Here is a 23018-nt window from a genome sequence, read left to right on the forward strand (position 1 = left end):
ACGCTCCTGTTTCGACTCGTAAACATTCTTCTCATTGGGTAATTGATTTGAGGTTAAATTGAAAATTGATTGGGTTTATTTGATTTTAAAAGGGATATTCTTTTTCGTACTATCCGGCCTTTCCATAACTCGCGTTGTATCCGACTTGGCGATGTTTGTTTCGTTCGAGCGCCCGTGAAAAACACTCGGTTCCCAGAAAAACCAGAGCAGGACCAGAACGACTGTCGCCGCAATCCCGGCACTCCACCTTAAAAAGTACCAGTTGGTCGCCATGGCCTTCAGCGAAGGTTCCAGATGTTCCATTTCCGGCAGAGTCTCAATTGTGGTCCGTATTCGGCTCCACAGTGACCCCGATTCCTGCGCGCTCACGCCTTCCAGGTTCCAGTCCGATGCCGTACGCACCAGGGCATCGGCCTCTCGCACCGTGTCCTCCATATGCGGATGCTTCTCGATCCAGCCCATCCAGAATTTCTTGATCGGCGGATCGTCAGGAGCCATGACCCACCGGATGAACAGGCGTTCCATGGCTAACTCTTCGGCACTGTATTCCGAGTAAGGCTTCATCGGATTAATTTAGGGAGCGCAGGGAGGGTACCTCTGTCTTCTTAGTATCCGATAATGATAGATCGGACGCATAGATCAGAAACCTACCCCTACAAGTAGTTCACAAAAAATTCTTAGAATTGTTGAATAAAAGAGGGGGAGAGGTAGCTTCTACTCAGAGAGCAGAGAGCAGACAGCGGTAGGTGGACAGGATGAGCCGCTTACCTAGTAGGTAAAATAGGTGTAAGGGGAATTCTACTGTGATTGCCTAAAAAGAAGTGGGTATGCGACAATTCACAGGAGCACTCTGGAAGGTACCTGTTTGTCGAAAAAAAAATCCGTCGGGGACGCATAAAACCACCCCGACGGATTAAAAAGTAAATTCCTTTAATTACTTAGCTTTTTTTACGCTCCATTCCGCCAGAGGTGCTACGGTTCTGGGGGTTTGAGAATGGCTAAAACTTACATTAAAACCCTGGGAGGTGTTGGCGGGAATTAATGCCTCAAAACCCACCAGCTGCGTGCCCGGATTGGGTGCATCATAATCGTGGGTAGGTACGGTAGACCATGTTTTGAGGGTGAGGGGTACCTTCGCATTAAAATGCAGGTACATGGTTTTGCCATGCTGTGATAACGCCACCGTTTTATCATCCAGAATTTTGACCTCAGCCGGGGTAAGCAGCGTCCACCGAAGCGTGATGTCCTGAGCCGGAGCCTTCACTTCATCGCGCACCACCACGTATTTCTCTTCCAACAGGGCTATCCCGCGCTTGACCGCTGCCGCCTGTCCCTCATACACCGTCGACAGGTCGGAAACGATGCGCATATCCTGAGGATTATCCGACCAGGCATCTATCTGGGCGTACCCTTTAACGTTCTGATAGTGACCGTCGATGGTCAGAGTATTATGAACCAGATTATTATAACGAAAAATATCCCAGCGCTCGGCATCCTGCGTGCGACCGAACAGTTTGATGCCGCGCTCTTCCAGCGAATTGTAGTTTTGAGGGCCAAAATCCATCGCCCAACGCTCCCCCAAAGCATCCAGTACAAACGATCCCGCATCCATGTGCGCGTGGTTGACCGAGGCCGACCCTCCCTTGAAGCCTACAAAAATCGCGTTGGTATCGGCCCAGGAAGTGCGCATGAAAGCTACGGGGCTTGGTCCCTGCCCTATCCACATTTTTTCGGTGGGTGGTTTGCTGTTTTCCAGGTTCAGGTTATTGCCCCAAATCAATAGAGCGGGCAAGATCCGCTCGCTGACAAACTCCCTGGCGGGCTGTTCCTGGATGACTTTCCGCTGCATCCACAAGAGTGACGGATCGTTGTTTTTAGCGGCAAACCAGAACATGGCCGGGCTGATGCCATTCTGAGCGCCGCTATCGCCCCAGTTGTGTACGGTACCCTGAGGCCCTACGATGTTCTGCTCAAAACCGGCTGTTTTCAGGAAACCGGGCGTCTGGGCCAACCCAAAATCAGTACCCAGGGATTTTTCCAAAGCGCTCAAAAACAATACATTGAAGCTGGTACCGTACTCCCAGTAGCCGAATCCCTCGGGATAACCGCCATCGGGGCCGTAAGGTACCATGGCTTTGGGAATAGTAGTCAGAGCCCGACGGATGGTACGACCCGCCAGCACGGGTTCTTCCTCTGCAATGGCCAGGGCCCCAAAGGTCATTCCGGCATTACATACCTGATTCCAGTTATGTTCGGCGGTCAAAAACCAGTTGTACCGGTCGTCGAAAGAAAGCAGAACACCCTTGTTGATCAGCGCATCACGGAGGGTACCCCGACTCCCGGCCGACAAATCGTTATACAGCCAGTCGTAGCCGATAGCCACCGCCATGGTCATTTCGGCCACATCCAGAAAATGGGTCGGATTCCAGTCTGAAAAAGCTGCCACGGCAAGCATTTCTTTTTCGGCCCGTTGCAAATACTTTTTTTGGCCGGTGGTGCGGTAGGCATAGGCCAGCTGAAACACCCGTCGCAAACACTCCCGGGATTTATCGAGGAGACGCCGACCGATCTGGATCCGCTCCACCGGCGGGACACCGATCAGTCGATCGCACTCCGCCAGAATAGCAGTATGGATCGCCTTCAGGTACCGGTCGGACTCAACGTTTTTTAGTAATTTTTTTTCTTCACCCTTTGCCAGTAAAAGCCGTGGGTGGGAATTACCCAGACCGATGAGTTTGGTGGTTAGGGCCATGCTGTCGGGAATGATCGCTTGCGGCGACTGCGCAGAAACAAGTCCCCAACCAATTGAAAGACAGAAAATCAATATTTTTTTCATAGCATGATGCAGGGTTAAAACGTGTTCAGTACACACCGCGAATAGTAGCCGGTACAGGGTACCTTAGTTTGATTTCTTTAAGAAGATTGATTCATTCCATCAGGATCCGTTTCTCTTCGCTGATTTTTTCCTGTTTGGCCGAACTTCCGTTTCCCTCGTAGGTATTGTTCTTTATCATACCCTTTTTGAGCGCATAGGCTTCCACTCCGAATCCCTGGTTGTATTGAATCCGGTTACCCTGCACGGTTACCTGGTTCGAACCCAGGTCGAGGTACTCCATCATAACCCCGCTGCGGTCATTGGCTTCGATCAAATTCTCCTCAATTGTTATATCTTCTGATTCGGCCACCAGAATACCATAATGGCCATTGCGGGCTATTTCACTGGCCGATACTGAAACCTGTTTGCAATGCCCAAGGGAAAGTCCACATCCAAAAGGAGAGGTATCTAGCCGACAGCCCTTTATTTTTACATTCTCACAATGGGTAAGTAGCAGATTATGCTGCAATTTGGGGCCTGGCACCACGCTGGATCCATTTTCGGTAAAATCGCAGGAGGTAACCGTCACCTGTGTAGCACCACTCACGAAGACACCATTGTAGGTGCAGTTCCGCACGGTGAGGTTGATGAAACTAAGGTTTGCCATTGCGCCCTGGCGGGGAGACAGGAACATAATGCCGCCCCGGTTGGCCGTACTGCGAAACGATCGGCGGCTATTCGGATCAGTTCCGGTTTCGGGTTGGGTCGAACCTTCAATTACAAAATCCCGCAGGGTAACATCATGCAAATCATCGGTTGCGCTCACGATAGCGTCACGTACTCCCGACGACGGATCCAGAAACAATATTGTTTGGATGCCCTCACCCGCCAGGGTAACCCCGCTGGGGATTTTGAGGGTAGTGGGTAGCGTGTGTAGGCCCGCCTGAGCCACTACCCACCGCTTGCTGCCGGCAGCGGCATCCAGCGCTTGCTGCAGGGATTGTCCTGGTGCTACCCGAACGGCATCGCCGGGAATTTTTGTGGCCGGAATCGCCAGAGCACCCGCTATGTACCCGATTGTACTGGCTCGAATAGGAGGGTACTTTCCGGACTTAATCGATCCCGGCTTGCGGACAGAAGTCAGGATGCTCCGTGAAGCGTTGTTGCGAACCGAATCGGCGGCTAGTTTTGTATAAGGTACCTCCACACCCATGGCAGCATAGTGGCGGTACACGTACTCATAGTCGTCACGGAGCGTTTTAGCGCGCTCCGAAATGAGTCCATAGCAATGAGGAGTTTCACCCATCAGAAACCTGGCTGTGTATTCGTATCCGAGCGCCAGACGGTTATCGGCCATTGAAAAAACATCCACTCCCTGCGTGTAGGCAATTTGGGCGGCGCCGGCAAACTCCCCAAGGCCAAGCTGAACGTGCCCCTGGTCGCGGGTACTTTCCTGGCATTGACCGCTGGGAAAAATATACTTGAACAAACTCCCGTTAACCGGTCCATGCAGCAGGTGATCCGTGGCCTGGTCGAACAGAGAGCGGTTGTCGGTAAAAACGGCAATCGCCAGAATTGAATGGATGATGGCCCCATCCCAGTTACCATTGGCCTGCGGGAAATAATATCGTAAGAGTGGATAGTATACGGTCGTCATCAGATGCGTAAACCGGTCGATGTCATGATTTTTCCAACCTGAGGGCGTGTATTTTAACAATTCGGCTGCATTACAAAGCAGATGCCCCGTCCAGGCGGCGAGAAGCTTGGCGTCGTTGTAGTCAAAATCCCAGAGGGTACCTGACCAGGCATTGAGCACCTGAATAGCCTTATCAGCATAGGTCTTGTCATCGGTGATGTACCAGAGCAGGGCACAGTTATAGGCTAGGGTAGCTCCTTTTGAGAGATCATCGCCCCCTATATTGGGGCGGCCGTAGGGGCCCCTCAACACATGGGTATAAGGAGTCACCTTAAAATCCAAATCAGTGGCCGCTTTGAGCCGCTCAAAAGCATCCTTGTACGGCTGATGCCCTTTCAACACTTCTGCTTTCATGTACTGAAGATCAGCAGCGGTTTGATTGATGCCGGGATGCGCAAACTTCTGTCCCGAAACGGGTACCAGCAGGACCAGCATCATTCCCAGAGATAGCATGGGGGCTACGAAGCGTCTCATATAAAACCTGTAGGCGACTGGAATGAAAACAAGAAAGGGTTATTCTGCCTCATGCCGACAGAATAACCCTTTTGAAAAAGTAAGATTATTTCAGCGTATAGCGCTTCATGCTGATTTTAGCGCTCTTCGCGGTATTGTTCACCGAATTCATGTAAATGTAGGCACGGTACTTGCCATCGGCCGTTTCAACCCACGCTCCGGCTTCCGCCCGGAGGTTGATGGCGTAGTTGGGCGCCGTTGAAATATCGAGCTCTTCAAAATCCAGATCGTCGATGTAGATGCCATACTGCAGGCGGGCCAAGTGGAAATCCCGCAGGCCCCACACCTTGCTGATCTTGGCGCTGTTGGTAAGCCCGGCGGGCAAAGTCAGTCCGGGCCGATACTGAGCATCCGCGGCCGGAGACACCAGGGCATGATTGAACGTGATGTTAGGAATGGATCGGTACAGGTACACCAAATCGATCTTATTGGGCATTTGGGCGGCCTCGGCGGCTGTATATACCTTCATGTCCTCGATGGAAATGTACTGGGCACCGCCATCCTTCACGTCCAAGTCGAGCACCATGTCCATCTCAGCGATTTTGTAGGGGCCCATGTTGTAGGTAACCACCTCACCCGTGCTGCTGGTGGAGGTAAATGTGAATGAAACGGATTCGCCCCGGGCTGCTTCGGGAATTTTATAATAGTACCGTAAGGTGGCTGCGGAAGTATCGGCGGTGAAGTTGACCTTCGTGATCTTCCCTTCACTGGACGATGGGCTTCCCACTACCACGCCGATGTCGTTTCCACTACCATCAGTATAGTAGGATCGGTGCTCAAGGTAGGTACCCGATGCGCCACCGATGGAAGCTTCGACCTGAGCTGAGGTAAGCTTGCCCTCATCGGCGGGCAGGGCCATGGCAAAGGCAAACTCTATATCCAGTCCCATGACATTGGGACCTAAGGTTCTTTTGATCACATCGTTCTGGAAACCAACCTTCTTCAGCGGCGTGACAGTCGGGTGATCGCTGGGATCGCAGGCTGTCAACCCCGCCAGGAGGGACAGCACGACGAGCGTATAAGTTAGATAGCTACGTTGTTGCATGGTCTAAGGGGGTTAATTACGGTTGTTGAACAGTGATAGTTACAGTGTAGGGTTTTCTTACCTTACGATTCCCCGAAACCACGGTATAGGTCTTGGGATTACCCAGATCCGAAAAATCTACGGGACCCGTAATCTTGGGGTCCAGCTTGGCATCGGTCACCAGCGAAAACTGGGGGTACAGATTCTTAAGGTCAGTCCCGAAGAACACCTCTACCGCAATGGTTTGAGCCGTGGTGTCGATAACTGGGTTCTTGGTGCGTACGGTCTGAAAATCGGCACCCAGCAACTCAAAATTACTGACATAGCAATCGGTCCGGGTCGTAATGAGCAGTCCGTCTTCGTCGATGGGAAAATCCTGCTTACAAGCTACCAGCATAAAGGCAACTACCAGCGTGTAAGAAAGTGCTTTCAAATAATATTTCATTTCTTTCAATATTAAATTAGAGATGTCTAAGTCGGTTATGCATTACAGCCAGGGTGTATTCTGGGTCAAATTCGGGTTCCGGTCGCGTTCTCCGGGAGGAATCCTGAAAATGTACGCCTGCTCGTAGGTACGCTCACTGGCATTCTGGAAGTAACGCTGCTGGTTAGCACCATGCGTATCGATCCGCCATACGCCATCGGTGTAGGGAGCTCCCCAAACCCGCTCGAGCGCGCGCCAGCGGCGCAGGTCGAATCCGCGTTGCCCTTCAGCCACCAGTTCGACAATACGTTCCTGCTCGATGGCATCGAAGAAAACATCCTTATTGGCCGTTTTGTCGGCAGTCAAGGCAGGTAGGTTACCCCGATGACGAATTTTGTTCACCAGCTCGATGGCCTCAGCCTGCGGGCCGTTGATTTCGTTGGTAGCCTCAGCATACATCAAATACACATCGGCCAGGCGCATCACCGGGAAGTCGTAGTCACCGTCGCTACGGCCCTGACCGGGGTAGTTGCGCAGGAATTTACGGAACACATAGCCGGAGTTGGTACCATCCGTATTGTAGGTCGTCAGCTTTTCACCATTGATGACAATAGGCTGATTGTAGGTTTTATAGATGAAAGGTACCCAACCCGTCGATTTCAGGGAGTTCAGACCTACACTCACCTCGTAGTCCCACATAATGGAAGCCTTCATGCGGTAATCGCGCCCTACATAGCTTTGGGGATTCACTGCCGAATTTTTCGCGGTTCGGGCTCCGGCCGTAGAAGGGTTCATGGGTACAAGGGGAGGAGCAAAATCACCCGTAGATACCAATTGGTAGCGATCAGCAAGTTCATAGCGCGGCGATACCCAGCACTGCGAACCTTCGTGTGAGCGTCCCGAGAAGTCACGCATGAGTTCTTCGCCCTGTCCCGTACCCGTACCTCCGTGGGTGAAGGTCATGATCATTTCCGCGTCGCCGTTGGCGATGGGCGTAAAGAGGTAGTAGTAGTTAGGCAGCTGTTCAGCTTCGCCCAGTTCGTCAATAGGGCCGGGTTCACCGCCCCGGAATAGCACCAGGCCATAATCGTCAATCACTTTCTTGAAATCAGCGGCAGCGGCGGCGTAGGCCGTATTGGCTTCCGCTGCACTAGGCGTGAACGTCGTGAGTTCGGGCCAGCCATTCTTGTTCCAGCTAGCCCAGAACAATTGGAGCTTACCCCGGAAGGCCAGCGCTGCGGGCTTACCCGCCCGGCCCACGGCCGATCCTTTGACCGGTAGCTTTTCGAAAGCGTAGGTAAAATCGGCCATGATGGAATCTTTCACCTGCGCAATGGGAGTCCGGGCAATGGTGGACACTTCGGAGTTGTCGTTGATGATCCGGCTGAAATAGGGTACATCACCCCACATAGAGATCAGGCGAAAATACACCATACCTCGCAACAAGCGCGCCTCGCCTACGATTGCTTCCAGACCGGGAACCGAAGCAGGATTGGCAGTTTCAAGCAAGCGGTTGACATTCTCGATCACATAGTTGGTCCGGTTGACACCACCGTACAGGTACCGGTGATATTTATCAAATGCCGCCCCATACCCCGAAGGGTTGTAGTTGGCCCCCTGGTAGGCATCCCCACGCTGGAGGTTCTTGTCCGTAGCGCTGGTACCCCGTACCCGGGTGTATTCACCATGACCAGAAAAATAATAGTCGCGGTCGAAAAGCGGCCGCACATCTGCGTAAGCGCCATACAGACCGATCAGAGCGTCGTCCTCGGTTTTCCAGAAAGCGTTTGCCGCCAGTTCGGTCGTGGGTTCCTGATAGAGTAGGTCCTCTTTACACGAGCCCGTTACAAAAACCAGCCCGGTAACAACCGTCAGGAATATTAATTTTGAAATCGTTTTTTTCATGATTAGCATAAAAAGCTTTATTTATTTTTAATTTTTAATCGCACCGACAGCTCAATATCAGTCCTCTTACAGACCGACATTGATACCGAACGAGTACGATTTGTTCAACGGATAGGAATCGCTCCGGTTACCAGCTTTCTCAGGATCGAGGCCCCGGAAGCTGGTGATGGTGGCCAGGTTCTCCGACGATACGAACAGGCGAACATTGCTCAGACGAACCTTGTTTACCCAGGCTTTGGGAACATTGTACCCGAACTGTACATTTTTGAGGCGCAGGTAGCTCAGGTCGTCGAGCCAGAATGTCGTTTCTTCCCGGTTGGCATTGCCGCTCAGGCGTGGCCAAGACCCGTCGCGGTTTTCTACCGACCAGGGCTCGGTTAAGTGCTGATAAGTAGAAGCGTAGCGCTGGTTTCCGAAGTTCACATTATTGTAGATATTGAGCCAATAATCTTTACGGCCCGTTGCTCCTTGTAATAATACCGTCAGATCGAAGCCCTTCCAGGATACGCTGCCATTCAGACCGAAGTACGTAGTAGGACGATCACGTTGGGAGTGGGGATCGGCTGTTTTATCGTTGCTATCGATACGGCCGTCGCCGTTAATGTCCTTACGAAGAATGTCCCCCGGTGAAGCACCCTGTGGAGTGGCGTTGTACACATCCTGCCAGGTTTGGGCAATACCTAGGTCTTGGTATGAATACACAAAGCCGTAGGGCATGTTCAGAAAGACCTGATTTCCTGAATTTTGTGATGTTCTACTCAAGAATTCATTCCATTTTTCCAATACTGTAGCATTGTGAGAAGCATTCAGGTTAACGCTGTAATCGATTCCGCCGAAGCGGTCACGCCAGGTAATATTAGCCTCCACACCCCGGTTGCGCATATTACCGATGTTCTTGCGGGGTGCGTCGTAGGCACCAGTAAGCAGGATGGACATCTCCGAAGGACGGTTCATACCCGTAGTCAAGCGGTCATAGTAGTCGAGCTCAGTGGTCAGGCGGTTGTTGAGAAAGCCCAGATCCAGACCTACGTTGAATACCGTAGTCGTTTCCCACGAAAGGTTTTTATTTACCAGTTTCTGGTTTACGAATCCTTTCACGATGCTATTGCCAATGTAGTAGTTGCTGGCGTTCAGGGTTGACTGCTGCTCGTAGCGTCCTACCCCACTATTGTTCCCTAATGCACCGTAGGATACCCGCAGTTTACCGTTCGACATGAAGCGGTCCGTAAACGTCTTGATGAAAGATTCTTCGGTAAAGCGCCATCCCAAAGCTGCTGACGGGAAGAAACCAAACTGGTAACCTTCCAGGAACCGCGATGAACCATCGTAGCGGAAGTTCAATTCTACCAGGTACTTGTCAAAGGCGGCGTAGTTAAGACGCCCAATATACGACTTCAATCCCTCTGTGCTCGAATTACCACCCGTTGACTGGATATCGGTGAGCGCGGCATCGATTTCGTGCAGGTTAGGGTACAGGCGATCATTACGTGAACTGGCCTGGTAGCGATCCTTCCAATATTCTTCGCTATACACAAACAAAGCCGTTAAATCGTGATTCCTGGCGATGGTTTTCTTGTAGGTCAAACGCGCATTCATCAGGGTTTTGTAGCCCGTGTTGGTGTAGTTACCTACCCCGGCATTGGGCCCTACGTACACCCGGCTACCGAACGACTCGGTCTGGAAGTTATACGACCGATTGGGCGTGTTAGCGTTCCAGCGGAACTGGTTGTAGTAGTTCAAAGCGTAATCCACGCGGGCAGTCAGTCCCGGAATCGGCGACCAGTCCAGATAGAAGTTGGTGTTGGCTTCCTGACGATCCTGACGGTTCAGGTTGTTAACGTATAGCGTATAAGGGTTATAGGCTTGCGGGTCTTCATTGTAAGCCATCACCCCCCCAAAGTACCCCGATACGGGATCATAGGGAACAATACCCGCGATAGCATACTGCATATCAAAACCCGCCGTATTGCCCGGATCATCATCCGTAAATCCATCCGCCAGCGCGTAGGTCAGGTTGGACCAGTTGCCCGTGAAACGTACCCCGACGTTGATATTGTCGCGAATTTTGTAATCGTAGTTGAAGCGGGCATTGTATCGCTTGTAGTCGTTATTGACCTGCAAACCCTTTTCATCCATCATACCCACCGAGATGAAGAAGTTGGATCGATCACCGCCACCGGAAGCCGAAATATTGTGGTTTTGCACCGCACCCGTCCGTAAAATTACGTCCCACCAGTCGGTGCTCGGGTAGCGTAGCGGATCAACTTTGCTCAAAGCCAGCCACTGGTCGATGGTACCATCCTTAAAGAAATAGTTGGACCGCAACGTATTCACAGCTGCCGACTGCTGGTGTAGCGTGAGCGCACGGGCATAATCAGGCAGGAAGTCATAGGCGCGGGTAGGAGTCTGGAACGCGTAATTACCCGAGTAATTGATACTGGCTTTGGCCTGTCCTTTCCCCGTTTTGGTGGTAATAAGAATAACGCCGTTGGCCGCCCGTGATCCGTAAACAGCAGCTGAGGTAGCATCTTTCAGTACCGTAATGGTCTCGATATCATTAATGTTAAGACGGTTAATGTCCACATCGGGCATTCCGTCCACGACAACCAGCGGACTGGCGTTATTGACTGTACCCAAGCCCCGGATGATCAGCGCGGCACCATTGCGGCCCGCCATCCCCGTAGATTGCGTTACGGCCAGACCTGGTACCAGACCCGACAAGCCCGACGATACATTGGTCAGAGAGCGGCTGGCGATTTTTTCGTCAATGTTGACCGTAGCCACCGCGCCCGTTACGTTGGCCCGCTTCTGGGTACCGTACCCTACGACCACGACTTCTTCCAGGGCTTTGACGTCGGTCAGCAAATTCACATTTACAATACTCGACGAGCCTACTTCGACTTCCTGAGTAATGTAGCCAATGGCACTGAACACCAGCACCGAGGTAGGTCCGCTCACGTTGAGCGTGAAACGCCCTTCGGCATCTGTGGAGGTACCATTGACGGTACCTTTTTCCAGCACACTCACACCCGGAACGGGCTCCTGCTTGTCGCCAGTCACCTGGCCCGATACGGCGAGCATTTGCACCTTTAGGGCATTTTCAAGCATCCGGGCCACCGTTTCGGACTGAAACGGTGCACGCATGCCTGACTTGGGCTCACGGGCGGCCATTTGCAGTGGTTGCATTTCCACCGCGCTGAGCTGTTCGGTAACGATTACTTTCTTCGTTGGATTGGGCTGTACATAAATGGTTTCCTTGATCCGCCGGAAACTGAGCCCGGTTTCTTTCGAGATGGAACGTAGTACAGCACCTAGGCTCGTGTTGACAAAATTGTGGGTGACCTTCTTCTTTTCCACCATTTCCTGGGTGTATTGAAAGTTCAGATCCGTTTTCTCCACAATTTTCACAAAGGCATCTTCAAGGCTCAGGTTACGCAGATTGGCCGAAATGTAAATATCCTCGATGCTTTTCTCACGGTCGGCCCGATCGTCGGCCCACAGAATTCCCACAGAAAAGACCTGGCAAATCGCTCCGATCAACGCGTACCTTGCCACCGCCAAAATTTGTGGTAGTAGTTTGAAATTCATAATTAATTGGGTTATGATAGAATTCGTTTTTTGTTATTGGATTTCTCATGGACTGTATCGCCCGGAGTACCTGGCAGGGTATGGCTCCGGCTTAGTGTGTTTGCCTGAATTCAACTGCTGTTCATATTTTATTTGGGTTTATTTTTTCGTTATAAATACTTTTTTATCCGCTACCTGGTAATTGAAAAGCTCGGGGTAGCGGCATACATCCAGGATATAGTCAATAGGCTTTCTCTCAAACTTCCCGCTGAAACGCCAGGCTTCATCCATTACGACGTCATCTCCCACGCTGATGTCGACCCCGTACCAGCGCTCCAGTTGCTTTAAAAACTGAGTGAAATTGGCTTTTTCGAAATACAGGATGCCATTCTGCCAGCCCAAGGCCACATTCTTGTCGTAGCCGGTTACGCTTAACTCGCGCTTTGCTTTCTCTACGGTAGCCATCTCGTCCTTGGTCAGCAGCACTTCTTTGGCCTCGGGTGCGGTTGCATTGCCCGCCGCCTGTACCGCCACTTTGCCTTCGACTACCGCCACTTTTACCAGTTCACTTTCCGGGTAGGCTTTTACCGTAAACTTCGTCCCGATTACCTGTACGTCTACCTCACCCGTGCGAATCAAAAAGGGAGCTGTGGCATTTGGAGCTACCTCAAAGTAAGCCTCGCCTTTCAGCCGAACCTCCCGCTTGTCGGCGAGAAAGGTTTCCGGATAAGTAAGTGTCGAACCGGCATTCAACCGTACCGTGGTACCGTCGGTAAGCGTTACGGCCAATTGCTGGCCGTTGGCCGTTTGCACCCGGGAGAGTTCGGACGACGGACGACTGGAATAGTAGTCTTTACCTATCCACACCGCCAGCATCACGAGTACCACCGAGGCAGCCGCCAGCCGAACCCACAGGGGAATCACGCGGCCCGGGGTACCTTCCGTTTCAAGAGCGGCATCCAGGGTACCCTGCCCTGTGTTTTTGCTTAGTTTCTGCCAGGCATCGTCCACAGCATCTGCACCCGGCTTCCGGTGGCGGAAAACCATGGCCTGTCCCAAGAGTCGGGCCTTTTCCACTTCCACCCGGCCTGCCGGATTTTCGGCAAGCCACTGCTGCCAGCTTTCTTCCGCGGCGGGATCTTCCCCTCGTAGCCAGGCCAGGAAATCATCGTCAAGCAAAAAGTCAGGCGCCTTAAAATCGGAGTAGCGTTCTTTTTCCAAATGGGTATGAATTGTTCTTTACCTCTAGAAAGCAGTATTATTAACGGAGTGACCCTCTGCGAATGATTTTTTTTCTAAAAAAAATGCAGTGTCAAAATGACCTTTAATTTTAACCCTGCTTCGGCAACATAGGTACCCTACCCTGCCCGCCCGTAAGTGCGTGGCTGCGACGGGTGTAGATGGGCCGGAGCCGTCAGCTGGATAAAGTGAGAATGGTTTGGCGCTACTTGTTGCGGGCCTGCGAAAGGGTAGCGTTCAGGCTATCGAGTGCTTTGTAGATGAGCTTATATACGGCGCGCGTAGTAATGTTCATGACGCCCGCAATTTCGGCAAACGACTGGTCACCGTAATATTTCAGATAAATCGCTTCCTTCTGGCGTTCGGGAAGTTTTTCCATTGAGCGGCGCAGAAGCGCCAAATCCTCGGCGGTAGACTGATCCATAATCAGCGTACTTTCCAGGGGAAGTTCTACTTGCAGATGAAAGGAATCAGGATCAATTTCCTGACGGCCATCCTGTGATTTTAATCTTTTCAGGATCAGCCGGCGCAGAGAAGCCAGCAGGTAGTTGCGAATCGAGTTTGTGGTACCCAGGTTTTGTCTTCTTTCCCAAATCGTCAGGAACAGTACCTGAAGACAGTCCTTGATTTCATCTTCGTCATCATGAAACCGCAGTCCGTAGTTGTACAAAAAATCATAGTGGGCTCTGAATATCGCCTCGAAAGCCGATACGCTCCCTGCCTTTAACGACTCCCAGTATACGGCATCGCCTTCCGGTAGTACGCTACCCGACTCAGTATGTCGCCCGCTGACTGTCAAGTCTAATATTTTCATTTAATGTGTTTACCGAATATCCTCTTTGGCGCTCTTGCCAAGAGGGCTTGTTCTGTCCTAAACCTTCTTTGATAAAGTACCCCGTCAGCCTAATGTCACTCGGGGTAGGTATTAATAACGGACAGCAACGGGCAATGATATACCCTCTTTTCTTTTTCAGGAACCTGTGGTTTTAGCGTCGGTTCCGGCCCACTATCATGGACGGATTTTACAGGGTTCACCCCTAACCCCTATTCTCTCTACCGGATATTCCCTTCCAGTCGCTCTCAGATAGGAATCACAATTCGTGGCGAGCTGGTTCAAAAAAGGCTTCGGCCATCAGAAGACCCTATATCTGTACTTTCGATTCCCGGTATTCAATGACCCCGGCAAGGATACTATGTATTGAAATTATACAATTATTATTGAATGATTTATTTAAATAGTCATATTAAATATTTTTTTTACATAAAAACAGGACATTAATTGTCTTAATTTATAAATAAAGCTACATTCGTGAATTACTAATTTTCTTAACCTAAACTAATTTTTCCATGAAAAAATGCTACCCGCGTTTTGGTAGCGGCACAGTATTCATGTGCCTGCTACTGACATTCATTTTCCACACCTCCTACGCTCAGGATCGCACGGTGACCGGAAAAGTAATCGACGACCAGTCGGGTACGGGCCTGCCCGGCGCTACAGTTACGGTAAAAGGTGGCAATGCCCTCACGGGAAGTACCACCGATTCTGAGGGTAATTACTCAGTACGGGTCAGCCCGGGTGCCACTTCACTGGTGTTCTCGTTTATAGGGTACCGTAACAAGGAAGTGGCAATTGACAACCAAAGTGTCATCGATGTCCAACTCAATAGCGATGTAAACGCTCTGTCGGAGGTTATTGTTACAGGATACGGTTCCCAGTCCAAGCGCGACATTACCGGGGCCGTTACGACCGTAAATGCACAGGATTTGAAAGCCGTTCCGGCCACTACTTTTGCCCAGCAGCTACAGGGACGTGCCTCGGGGCTCAATGTAGTGAACGATGCTACTCCCGGCGGTAACGCTACGGTACGTATACGGGGTTTCGGTACCATTGGTAACAACGATCCCCTGTTTATTATCGACGGCGTGCCCACCGAAAACTCGGGCAACCTGAACCCGAATGACATTGAAACCATTCAAATCCTGAAAGATGCGTCGGCAGCGTCTATCTACGGTTCCCGGGCGGCCAACGGTGTAGTCATCATTACGACCAAGCGCGGTAAAGTAGGCAAGCCTGTCATCTCCTTCAACGCCTACTACGGTACCCAGGCCCCGTCCAGAAGTCCTGACGTTCTTAACGCCAAAGAACTTGGCGAATACCTGTACCTGGCCGATAAATACGCGGGCAAAACACCCACACACGGCCAGTATACTTTCGGACCCAATGGCGAGGTGACTATCCCCGACTATGTGTTCCCCAGTGCAGGCAAGGAAGGTACCCCCGATGTGAACCCTGACCGCTACTCGTTGAAACCCGGCAACATTTACGCGATTACCAAGTCAGCCGATACCGACTGGTGGAAAGTGCAAACCCAGTCCGCTCCGATCCAGAACTACCAGCTCGGGGCTACGGGAGGAACCGAAAACAGCCATTATGCTATTTCGTTGGGCTATTTTAGTCAGGACGGTGTCGTAAAATTCATCGGATACGACCGGTATACAATCCGGGCAAACACGGAATTTTCGGGCTTGAATCAGAAACTCCGCATTGGCGAAAACCTGTCGGTGTCATTCGATAACCGGAAGGGCGGCTTCGGCAACAACCAGGAGCAGAATGCCGTTTCGGGTTCATACAAGCACCACCCTTTGCTACCCATTTATGACATCGCGGGCAATTTTGCGGGCTCACGCGGCTTAAACCTGGGCAATAACTCCAATCCCTACGCTACCCTGTACCGCGAGCAGGACAACCGTACCATGCGGCTACGGGTGTTTGGCAATGTATACGGGGAATTCGACATTCTCCCTAACCTGACGGTCAAATCCAGTCTGGGTATCGACGGCAGCAGTCAACGGGGGCGTTACATTGGTCGGGCCAACCCCGAGTATGTAGAGGGTAGCTTCAACAATGGCTCCACTTCGGCGGACGAATACTACTACCAGTGGGTGTGGACCAATACCCTATCCTATTCCAAAGAATTTGGCACTGATCATAAATTCGATGCGTACGTGGGGACGGAGGCGATCCGTGAATTCAAGGAAATTTTCGGTGCCAGCCGTAACGGTTATGCCTTCGAGATTCCTTCTATCATCAGCTACCTCGACCTGGGCGACGCTACTAAGGCTTCCAACTACGGTCGGGTGGATCGGGATTATACCCTTTTCTCTTTGTTTGGAAAGGCCAACTACTCCTTTAGAGACAAATATCTGGCGCAGGTCATTCTTCGGAATGACGCCTCTTCGCGCTTTCTTAGTGCATCAAGGAGTGCCACGTTTCCGGCTTTCAGCCTCGGATGGCGGGTGTCGGAAGAAGGCTTCCTCAAAGGTGTGAGCTGGATCAATGATATGAAACTCCGTTATGGTTGGGGAAAAACGGGTAATCAGAAAATCGGCGACTACAACGCCTACACGACCTACCGGTCCGATATTTTCCACGCGGGGTACCCCATCAACGGTTCAGGCAGTCAACCCACGATTGGCTACGATGCGGCCTCTCTCGGTAACCCCGACGCCAAATGGGAAACCACTACCTCGAACAACCTGGGCATGGATGCAACCCTATTCAACAGTTCCCTGACGCTCGAGCTCGATTTCTGGAATCGGCGCACCAGTGATATGCTGTTCTCCATTCCGCTCACCTACACGGTAGGCGACGCCAGCGCACCTTCATTCAACGTGGGTGAAATGAACAACAAAGGAATCGACCTGGGCCTCAACTATCGAAACTCGCTCGTAAACGGCGACTTGCGGTATTCGATCGGGGCCAACTACTCGATGTACCGTAATAAGGTAATCAGGCTGACCGACAGTGAAAGCACGAAGTACTTCGGATACGGCTCACGCACCGACGCCGTAACGCTGACGCAGGCCGGCCTACCCCTCTCCTCGTTCTACGGGCTTACAGTACTGGGCATTTTTCAATCGAAGGAAGAAGCCGACGCCTGGGCACCCTATGGTACCTACAACAAGGAGGGCAAGTTCAAGATTAAGGATACTAACAACGATGGTGTCATCAATCCCGACGACCGAAGCGTCATAGGGAGCCCCCACCCGAAGTTCAACTACGGCGTGAACCTGAACCTGGGCTACAAGGCGTTCGACCTGACGGTATTCGGCAATGGTGTGGTGGGCAACGACATTTTCAACTATACCCGATTCTTTGCCGACTTTAACACGTTCCAGGGCAACCGCTCCAAGCGTGCCTTGTACGATGCATGGCAACCGACCAACAAGGGGGGTACCACGCCCATCATGGACGCCAACGACCAGATCAGCAGCCGCCCTTCGACCTACCTCCTCGAAAAGGGTACCTACTTCCGCCTGAAAAATGTCCAGCTTACGTACACCCTACCCCGAAACCTGGCTTCCAAAATCGGTTTCTCCAACTTCCAGCTGTACCTGCAGGGCCAGAATATGTTCACCATTACAAAATACACGGGTCTGAACCCCGAAATCCAGACCGGAGAGGACAATACGATCGGTTTCGATGGAGGGTACATGCCCGTATCGCGTAATTTCCTGTTGGGTCTCAATGTTTCTTTTTGACGAAACCAAAAGCTGTTTTCGGATTCATTTTCAACTATTGATCTATTAAAACTAGAATTTTATAAACTAGCTATATGAAAACCAATCTTGTAAAATACGGCCTTGCCGTGACCGCCCTTCTGGCAGTCGTGACGGCCTGTAATGATGAGTTTCTAACCCGGGAGCCACAAGGACAGTACAGCCCCACGGCACTAAAATCGGCCGATGGGGTAGAAGGCCTGCTGCTGGGGGCCTACGGCATGCTGGACGGCCGGGGCCTTGATGGTCAGGACGACTGGAACAGCGAAATCCAAAGCTGGGTATTCGGCGGCATCGCTTCCGACGACGCCTACAAAGGTACTGACTCCGGCGACCAGCCCGAGCAGTCCTTCATCGAGAAATACGATTTCCAGACTAACAACGGTCATATCCGTAACAAGTGGCGGGGCTTATACAAGGGTGTGGCCCGCACCAACGACGTGCTGAACACGCTGAAAGAAGTACAGAACATTCCGGAGTCGCGACGCGCCCAAATTGTGGCCGAAGCTCGCTTCTTACGCACGCTTTTTCACTTTGAAGCCCAGAAAATGTGGAAGACTCCGTTGTATATCGACGACAACACGTTCCTACTGGACGACCTGGAGAGCACCAAGATACCCAATACCGGGCCGATCTGGGACAAAATCGAGGCCGACCTCAAGGCAGCCATGGACGTACTGCCCGAAACGCAAACCGAAGTAGGCCGTCCTACCAAATATGCCGCTATGGGCTTCCTGGCCAAGGCGTATATGTACCAGGGTTGGGACGTGCAGACTGGTGCGGCCAACGCGGCCAAGCTTAACCAGGCCAAGCCGCTGCTGGAGGCGATTATTGCTTCCGGAAAATTCAGCCTGATGCCCCGTTATGAGCAAAACTTCCTGATTGCCTTCCGGAATAACGCCGAGTCAATATTCGAGGTACAGTATGCCGTTTCCAGCGCATCCGATGGAGCTTCCAATGCGGGCATGGGTCTGGCTCATCCCTACATCGACCCCTGGGGATGTTGCGGGTTCTACCAGCCCTCTCAGAATCTGGTGAATGCCTTTAAAACCGACGCCAATGGGCTACCCTTGCTGGATACTTTCAATGCCAGTGACGTAAAGAACGATCAGGGATTGAAATATACCGATCCTTTTGAACCCTATACGGGCAACCTGGACCCCCGGCTGGACCATACGGTAGGTCGCCGGGGCATTCTGTTCAAGGATTTCAAAATTCACGGGAGTGATTTTATCCGTGATCAGACCTACGCGGGCCCTTACTCGCCCAAAAAACACATCTCGGAGCGCGCAGGCTTCGGTATCGGAGGCTGGGGAAACCTATCGAGCAATAACTACCGCATCCTGCGCTACGATATGATTCTGCTGTGGCTGGCTGAAGTGGAGGTGGAAGTAGGCGACCTGGAAAAAGCCCGGACGCTGATCAATCAGGTTCGTACCCGAGCAGCTAATCCCGATGGATTTGTTAAAAAAGCCGTACAGGGGCCAGCTTCCCGTGACGACTACACCGTACTGGACCAGCCCGCAGCCAACTATGTCATCAAAACTTACGACACACCCTTTGCAAGCAAGGAAATGGCCCGCAAAGCCGTCCGCTTTGAGAGCCGTCTGGAGTTTGGCATGGAAGGACACCGCTTCTTTGACCTCCAGCGCTGGGGCGTCCAGGCCTCCGTACTACAGGCCTACCTTGCCGAAGAGTCGAAAAAGAGGGTGTACCTGAAGGATGCGGTTTTCACCAAAGGCAAAAATGAGTACTTCCCAATTCCCCAGAACGCCATCGATCGTTCCTACAAAGCAGGTGAACCCACTTTGACCCAGGATCCGGCTTACAAGTAGCACTGGATACGTACATTTAAGAATGAAAGAGTGAGGGGCGCCCCTCACTCTTTCCCATTTAGCAGGCGCCTACCTACGCTGTAGTCCTAATTGAATAATAAGAAGACAACACCAAAGTGTCCAGTTTCGATTATTTAGTTGGTTAAATTTTTATTTCATAAAAATTGGATTTAATTTCATTATTCTATTCTAAAACCCTTAATCCTAAACAAATCTATGAAAAAAATCTACCTTGGTAAGTTCAGAAATGCAGGTCTGCTCCTATTTCTGACCCTATTGAATCTCGCTGCTCTTGCCCAGAACCGCCGGGTCACGGGGCAGGTCACCGATGGTTCGAACACCGGAATCCCAGGTGTAACAGTACTGGTGAAAGGCTCACAGGTAGGAGCCAACACCGATGGCAGTGGTAACTTCGCAATTAATGTACCGGCTGACAATGATGTGCTGGTCTTCAGCTTTGTGGGCTTCAAGTCCCAGGAAGTGACAATTGGTAACCGCTCCGTCATCGATGTGCGGATGGAAGAGGATGTTAATGCTCTGGAAGAAGTAGTCGTGACGGGCTACACGTCAGAAAAAAAGAAAGACATCATCGGCTCGGTATCGGTCGTGGATACCAAGTCTACCTTACAGCAGCCTAGCTCCAACCTGGGCAATATGTTACAGGGCCGGGCTTCGGGCGTTACGGTAAGCGGCACGGGCGCGCCTGGTGCGGCGGCCAAGGTACGGATTCGGGGTTTTACCTCATTCGGTAATAACGATCCACTCTACATCATCGATGGGGTACCTACTGATAACGCCAATGCGCTCAACCCACAGGACGTTGCCTCCATTCAGGTACTCAAAGATCCGGTATCGGCTTCCATCTACGGCTCTCGCGCCGCCAACGGCGTAATTGTTGTCACAACGAAACAGGGCGGTGCCAAAACGGAAATCTCCTACGACGGCTACTATGGTATCCAAACCATCCCCAACCGTGCCTACCCCTCCATGATGAACACCCAGCAGTACTATGAATATCTGCAAAGGGCAGCCGAAGGAGCCGACATCCCGTTTAAGAGTAATGTTTTCCAAAACGGAATCCCCAAGTACCTGGTCACGAACTCAAATTTTGTGGCTAATCCCACGGATGCAACGAACCCCAACTTCGACCGCTACAATTATGATCCGTACAGCTACGACAACACCTACCAGATCGCTGAAACCAGCCCCGGCACGGACTGGTTTCATGAAATAACCCGACCCGCCCCCGTCCAAAGCCACCAGCTTACGGCCACCGGGGGAGGCGATAAAGGCACCTACGCCTTGGGTATCAACTACTTCGGTTCCGACGGGGTATTTAAAGAGACGGGATTCAACCGGGTGACCATTCGGGCCAACACGCGCTTCAAGCCCAGGAAATGGCTGACACTTGGTGAGAATGTCCAAATGGCTTTTTCCCGGTCTTACGGGAGTAGCGGCAATCCTTTCGACTTGGGCGGAGGACTCGATTTTTCGGGTGAAAGCTCTCCCTGGTACAATGCCTACCGGGTACCTCCTTTTATTCCGGTGCGTGATATTCAGGGAAATTTCGCGGGTACCTCGTTGGGTGAAGCAGGAAGTAACATCACCGCTCCCGTGTCCTTGGCGCGGGGACGGGATAACAAATACAGCGGGCTCAATCTGTTGGGAAACCTATTCGCCCAGATCGAAATTGCCAAGGGCCTGATGCTCTCGTCCTCGTTCGGGATCGACCAGCGCTACGGTAATGGCTATAATTTTACGTTCATTACGCCCGAGAAGGCCGAACCTACCCGCAACAACAACTACTCGGAATACTTCTTCAAAGGCGGTTCCTGGACCTGGACCAACAGCCTGCAGTATTCGCTGGACATCAACGAGCGGAACACGCTCAAGCTCTTTGCGGCGACCGAATCCATTTTCGACCAATTCAGAGGAATCAACGGTACCCGAACCGACTATGACTTCAACGATCCGGCTTTCCGCTCGCTCAACACCGGTAAGAACCTCCCTCAAAATGGCGGTTCGCCCTCAACGCCCCGTACCCTGTACTCTATTTTCGGAAAAGCCGAATACCAGTTCAACGACAGGTACCTGTTCAGCGCCACGCTCCGGCGCGACGCCTCCTCGGTATTCGGCCCCGACAATCGGGTCGGTATCTTCCCGGCCGTAGGGGTAGGTTGGCGCTTGTCGGAGGAAAGTTTCCTGAAGGGCGTATCGGCGATCAACGACCTCAAGCTTCGTGCGGGCTGGGGCCAGCTGGGTAGCCAGCGCAACGTGGGCTCGGCCAACGCCTACTCATTCTATGGTGCATCGCTGACCGGAACGGCTTACGACCTCAACGGTACCAACGGCCTGCCAGTCATTGGCTATCGCCCGTCCATTATCGGAAACCCGAACACCAAATGGGAGGCTGCCGAAATGGTCAATGTGGGCCTGGATGGTAGTTTGTGGGGCGGAAAACTCGACTTCACGGTAGAGTACTTCAACAACAAAACCAAGGATTTGCTCGTAACGCGTCAGCCCAACGGCCTGGAACCTTCGGTGGGCCAGCCCCAGATCAACGTAGGTACCATGATCAACAAAGGGGTCGATGCGCAGTTTACCACCCGGGGAAAAATCACCAAAGACCTTACTTTCGATGTGGGCCTGACCTTTACCCATTATGTGAACGAGGCGGTGAAAATTGACGCCGAAGGTTCATCCGCTCTGTTGTTTGGCGCAGGGCGCCTGGGTAATATCCAGCGGGTCGAGGGCGGCAAGCCGCTGGCTTCCTTCTGGGGATGGGTCGTGGACGGCATTTTCCAATCCCAAGCCGAAGTTGATGCGCATGCCGACCAAAGCTACAAGCGGGTGGGTTCCTGGAAGTTACGGGACATCAATGGCGACGGTATCATCAATGGAGATGACCAGACCTACATCGGCAACCCGATTCCTAAGTTCCAGATAGGTACCGATATTTCATTGAAATATAAAGCGTTCGATTTCCAGACGTTCCTGTTCTGGAATTATGGCAACGACCTTTACAATTACACCAAGTGGGCCACGCACCTGCGGGGTTTCGTGGGTGGCTATAATACTGAGGTACTGACCGACTCCTGGACGCCCCAAAACACCAGTGCCTCGCTGCCCATCCTGAATGCCAACGACACCTATTCGGGTTCCATTTCGACTTCTTACTATGTAGAGAGTGGCTCGTTCCTGCGGGCGCGCCAGATGCAGCTTGGCTACACGCTACCGGCCAATTTGCTGAGTAAGATCGGCCTGAGCCGGGCGCGCGTGTATGTACAGGGGCAAAACATCTTTACCGTCACAAATTATTCGGGACCAGATCCGGATATTGGCATCCTGGGCAACGAATTGCAGATGGGTGTCGATCAGTTCCGTACGCCCTCGCCGCGCACCATCATTTTCGGGGTAAACCTGGCTCTCTAAAACCTATT

The 23018-nt window shown here is 51.9% G+C and carries 12 protein-coding genes; 3 read left to right on the forward strand and 9 right to left on the reverse strand.

Annotation, left to right across the window (positions count from 1 at the left end; all coding sequences use genetic code 11):
- Window positions 1-75: 75 nt before the first annotated feature.
- The 9 genes from GBK04_RS05790 to GBK04_RS05830 all read right to left on the reverse strand — a co-directional run bounded on the left by GBK04_RS05790 (window position 76) and on the right by GBK04_RS05830 (window position 13997).
- Entirely contained in the window at window positions 76-564 is a 489-nt protein-coding gene (locus tag GBK04_RS05790; protein ID WP_152757700.1) for a hypothetical protein, read from the reverse strand.
- 370 nt (window positions 565-934) lie between these two features.
- Window positions 935-2836 (reverse strand): heparinase II/III domain-containing protein, encoded by a 1902-nt coding sequence (locus tag GBK04_RS05795; RefSeq protein WP_373330744.1) that lies wholly within the window; start codon window positions 2834-2836, stop codon window positions 935-937.
- A 91-nt stretch (window positions 2837-2927) separates the two neighbouring features.
- Window positions 2928-4985, reverse strand: coding sequence for a right-handed parallel beta-helix repeat-containing protein (locus GBK04_RS05800; RefSeq protein ID WP_152757702.1), 2058 nt, complete (start codon window positions 4983-4985; stop codon window positions 2928-2930).
- Window positions 4986-5070: 85 nt separating this feature from the next.
- Window positions 5071-6069 (reverse strand): DUF4466 family protein, encoded by a 999-nt coding sequence (locus tag GBK04_RS05805; protein ID WP_152757704.1) that lies wholly within the window; start codon window positions 6067-6069, stop codon window positions 5071-5073.
- A gap of 16 nt (window positions 6070-6085) precedes the next feature.
- Complete coding sequence (locus GBK04_RS05810; RefSeq protein ID WP_152757706.1) at window positions 6086-6493, reverse strand: SGBP N-terminal domain-containing protein; 408 nt, start codon at window positions 6491-6493, stop codon at window positions 6086-6088.
- Between the two features lie 42 nt (window positions 6494-6535).
- Window positions 6536-8377, reverse strand: coding sequence for a RagB/SusD family nutrient uptake outer membrane protein (locus GBK04_RS05815; protein WP_152757708.1), 1842 nt, complete (start codon window positions 8375-8377; stop codon window positions 6536-6538).
- Between the two features lie 66 nt (window positions 8378-8443).
- Window positions 8444-11965: a SusC/RagA family TonB-linked outer membrane protein gene (locus GBK04_RS05820; RefSeq protein WP_373330745.1), complete on the reverse strand. Its 3522-nt coding sequence runs from the start codon at window positions 11963-11965 to the stop codon at window positions 8444-8446.
- Window positions 11966-12103: 138 nt separating this feature from the next.
- The gene (locus GBK04_RS05825; protein ID WP_152757709.1) at window positions 12104-13165 is read right to left on the reverse strand and encodes a FecR family protein; all 1062 of its coding nucleotides are present in this window, start codon (window positions 13163-13165) and stop codon (window positions 12104-12106) included.
- Window positions 13166-13388: 223 nt separating this feature from the next.
- Window positions 13389-13997 (reverse strand): RNA polymerase sigma factor, encoded by a 609-nt coding sequence (locus GBK04_RS05830; protein WP_152757711.1) that lies wholly within the window; start codon window positions 13995-13997, stop codon window positions 13389-13391.
- Window positions 13998-14530: 533 nt separating this feature from the next.
- Between GBK04_RS05830 and GBK04_RS05835 the strand changes: the two genes are divergently transcribed.
- The 3 genes from GBK04_RS05835 (at window position 14531) to GBK04_RS05845 (ending at window position 23010) form a co-directional block, all read left to right on the forward strand.
- A complete protein-coding gene (locus GBK04_RS05835; protein WP_152757713.1) occupies window positions 14531-17725 on the forward strand; it encodes a SusC/RagA family TonB-linked outer membrane protein in 3195 nt (1064 codons plus the stop codon).
- Window positions 17726-17799: 74 nt separating this feature from the next.
- Entirely contained in the window at window positions 17800-19578 is a 1779-nt protein-coding gene (locus GBK04_RS05840) for a RagB/SusD family nutrient uptake outer membrane protein (RefSeq protein ID WP_152757715.1), read from the forward strand.
- A 216-nt stretch (window positions 19579-19794) separates the two neighbouring features.
- Complete coding sequence (locus GBK04_RS05845) at window positions 19795-23010, forward strand: SusC/RagA family TonB-linked outer membrane protein (protein ID WP_152757717.1); 3216 nt, start codon at window positions 19795-19797, stop codon at window positions 23008-23010.
- Window positions 23011-23018: the final 8 nt, after the last annotated feature.

It is taken from the genome of Salmonirosea aquatica (genome assembly GCF_009296315.1).
GTDB lineage: Bacteria > Bacteroidota > Bacteroidia > Cytophagales > Spirosomataceae > Salmonirosea > Salmonirosea aquatica.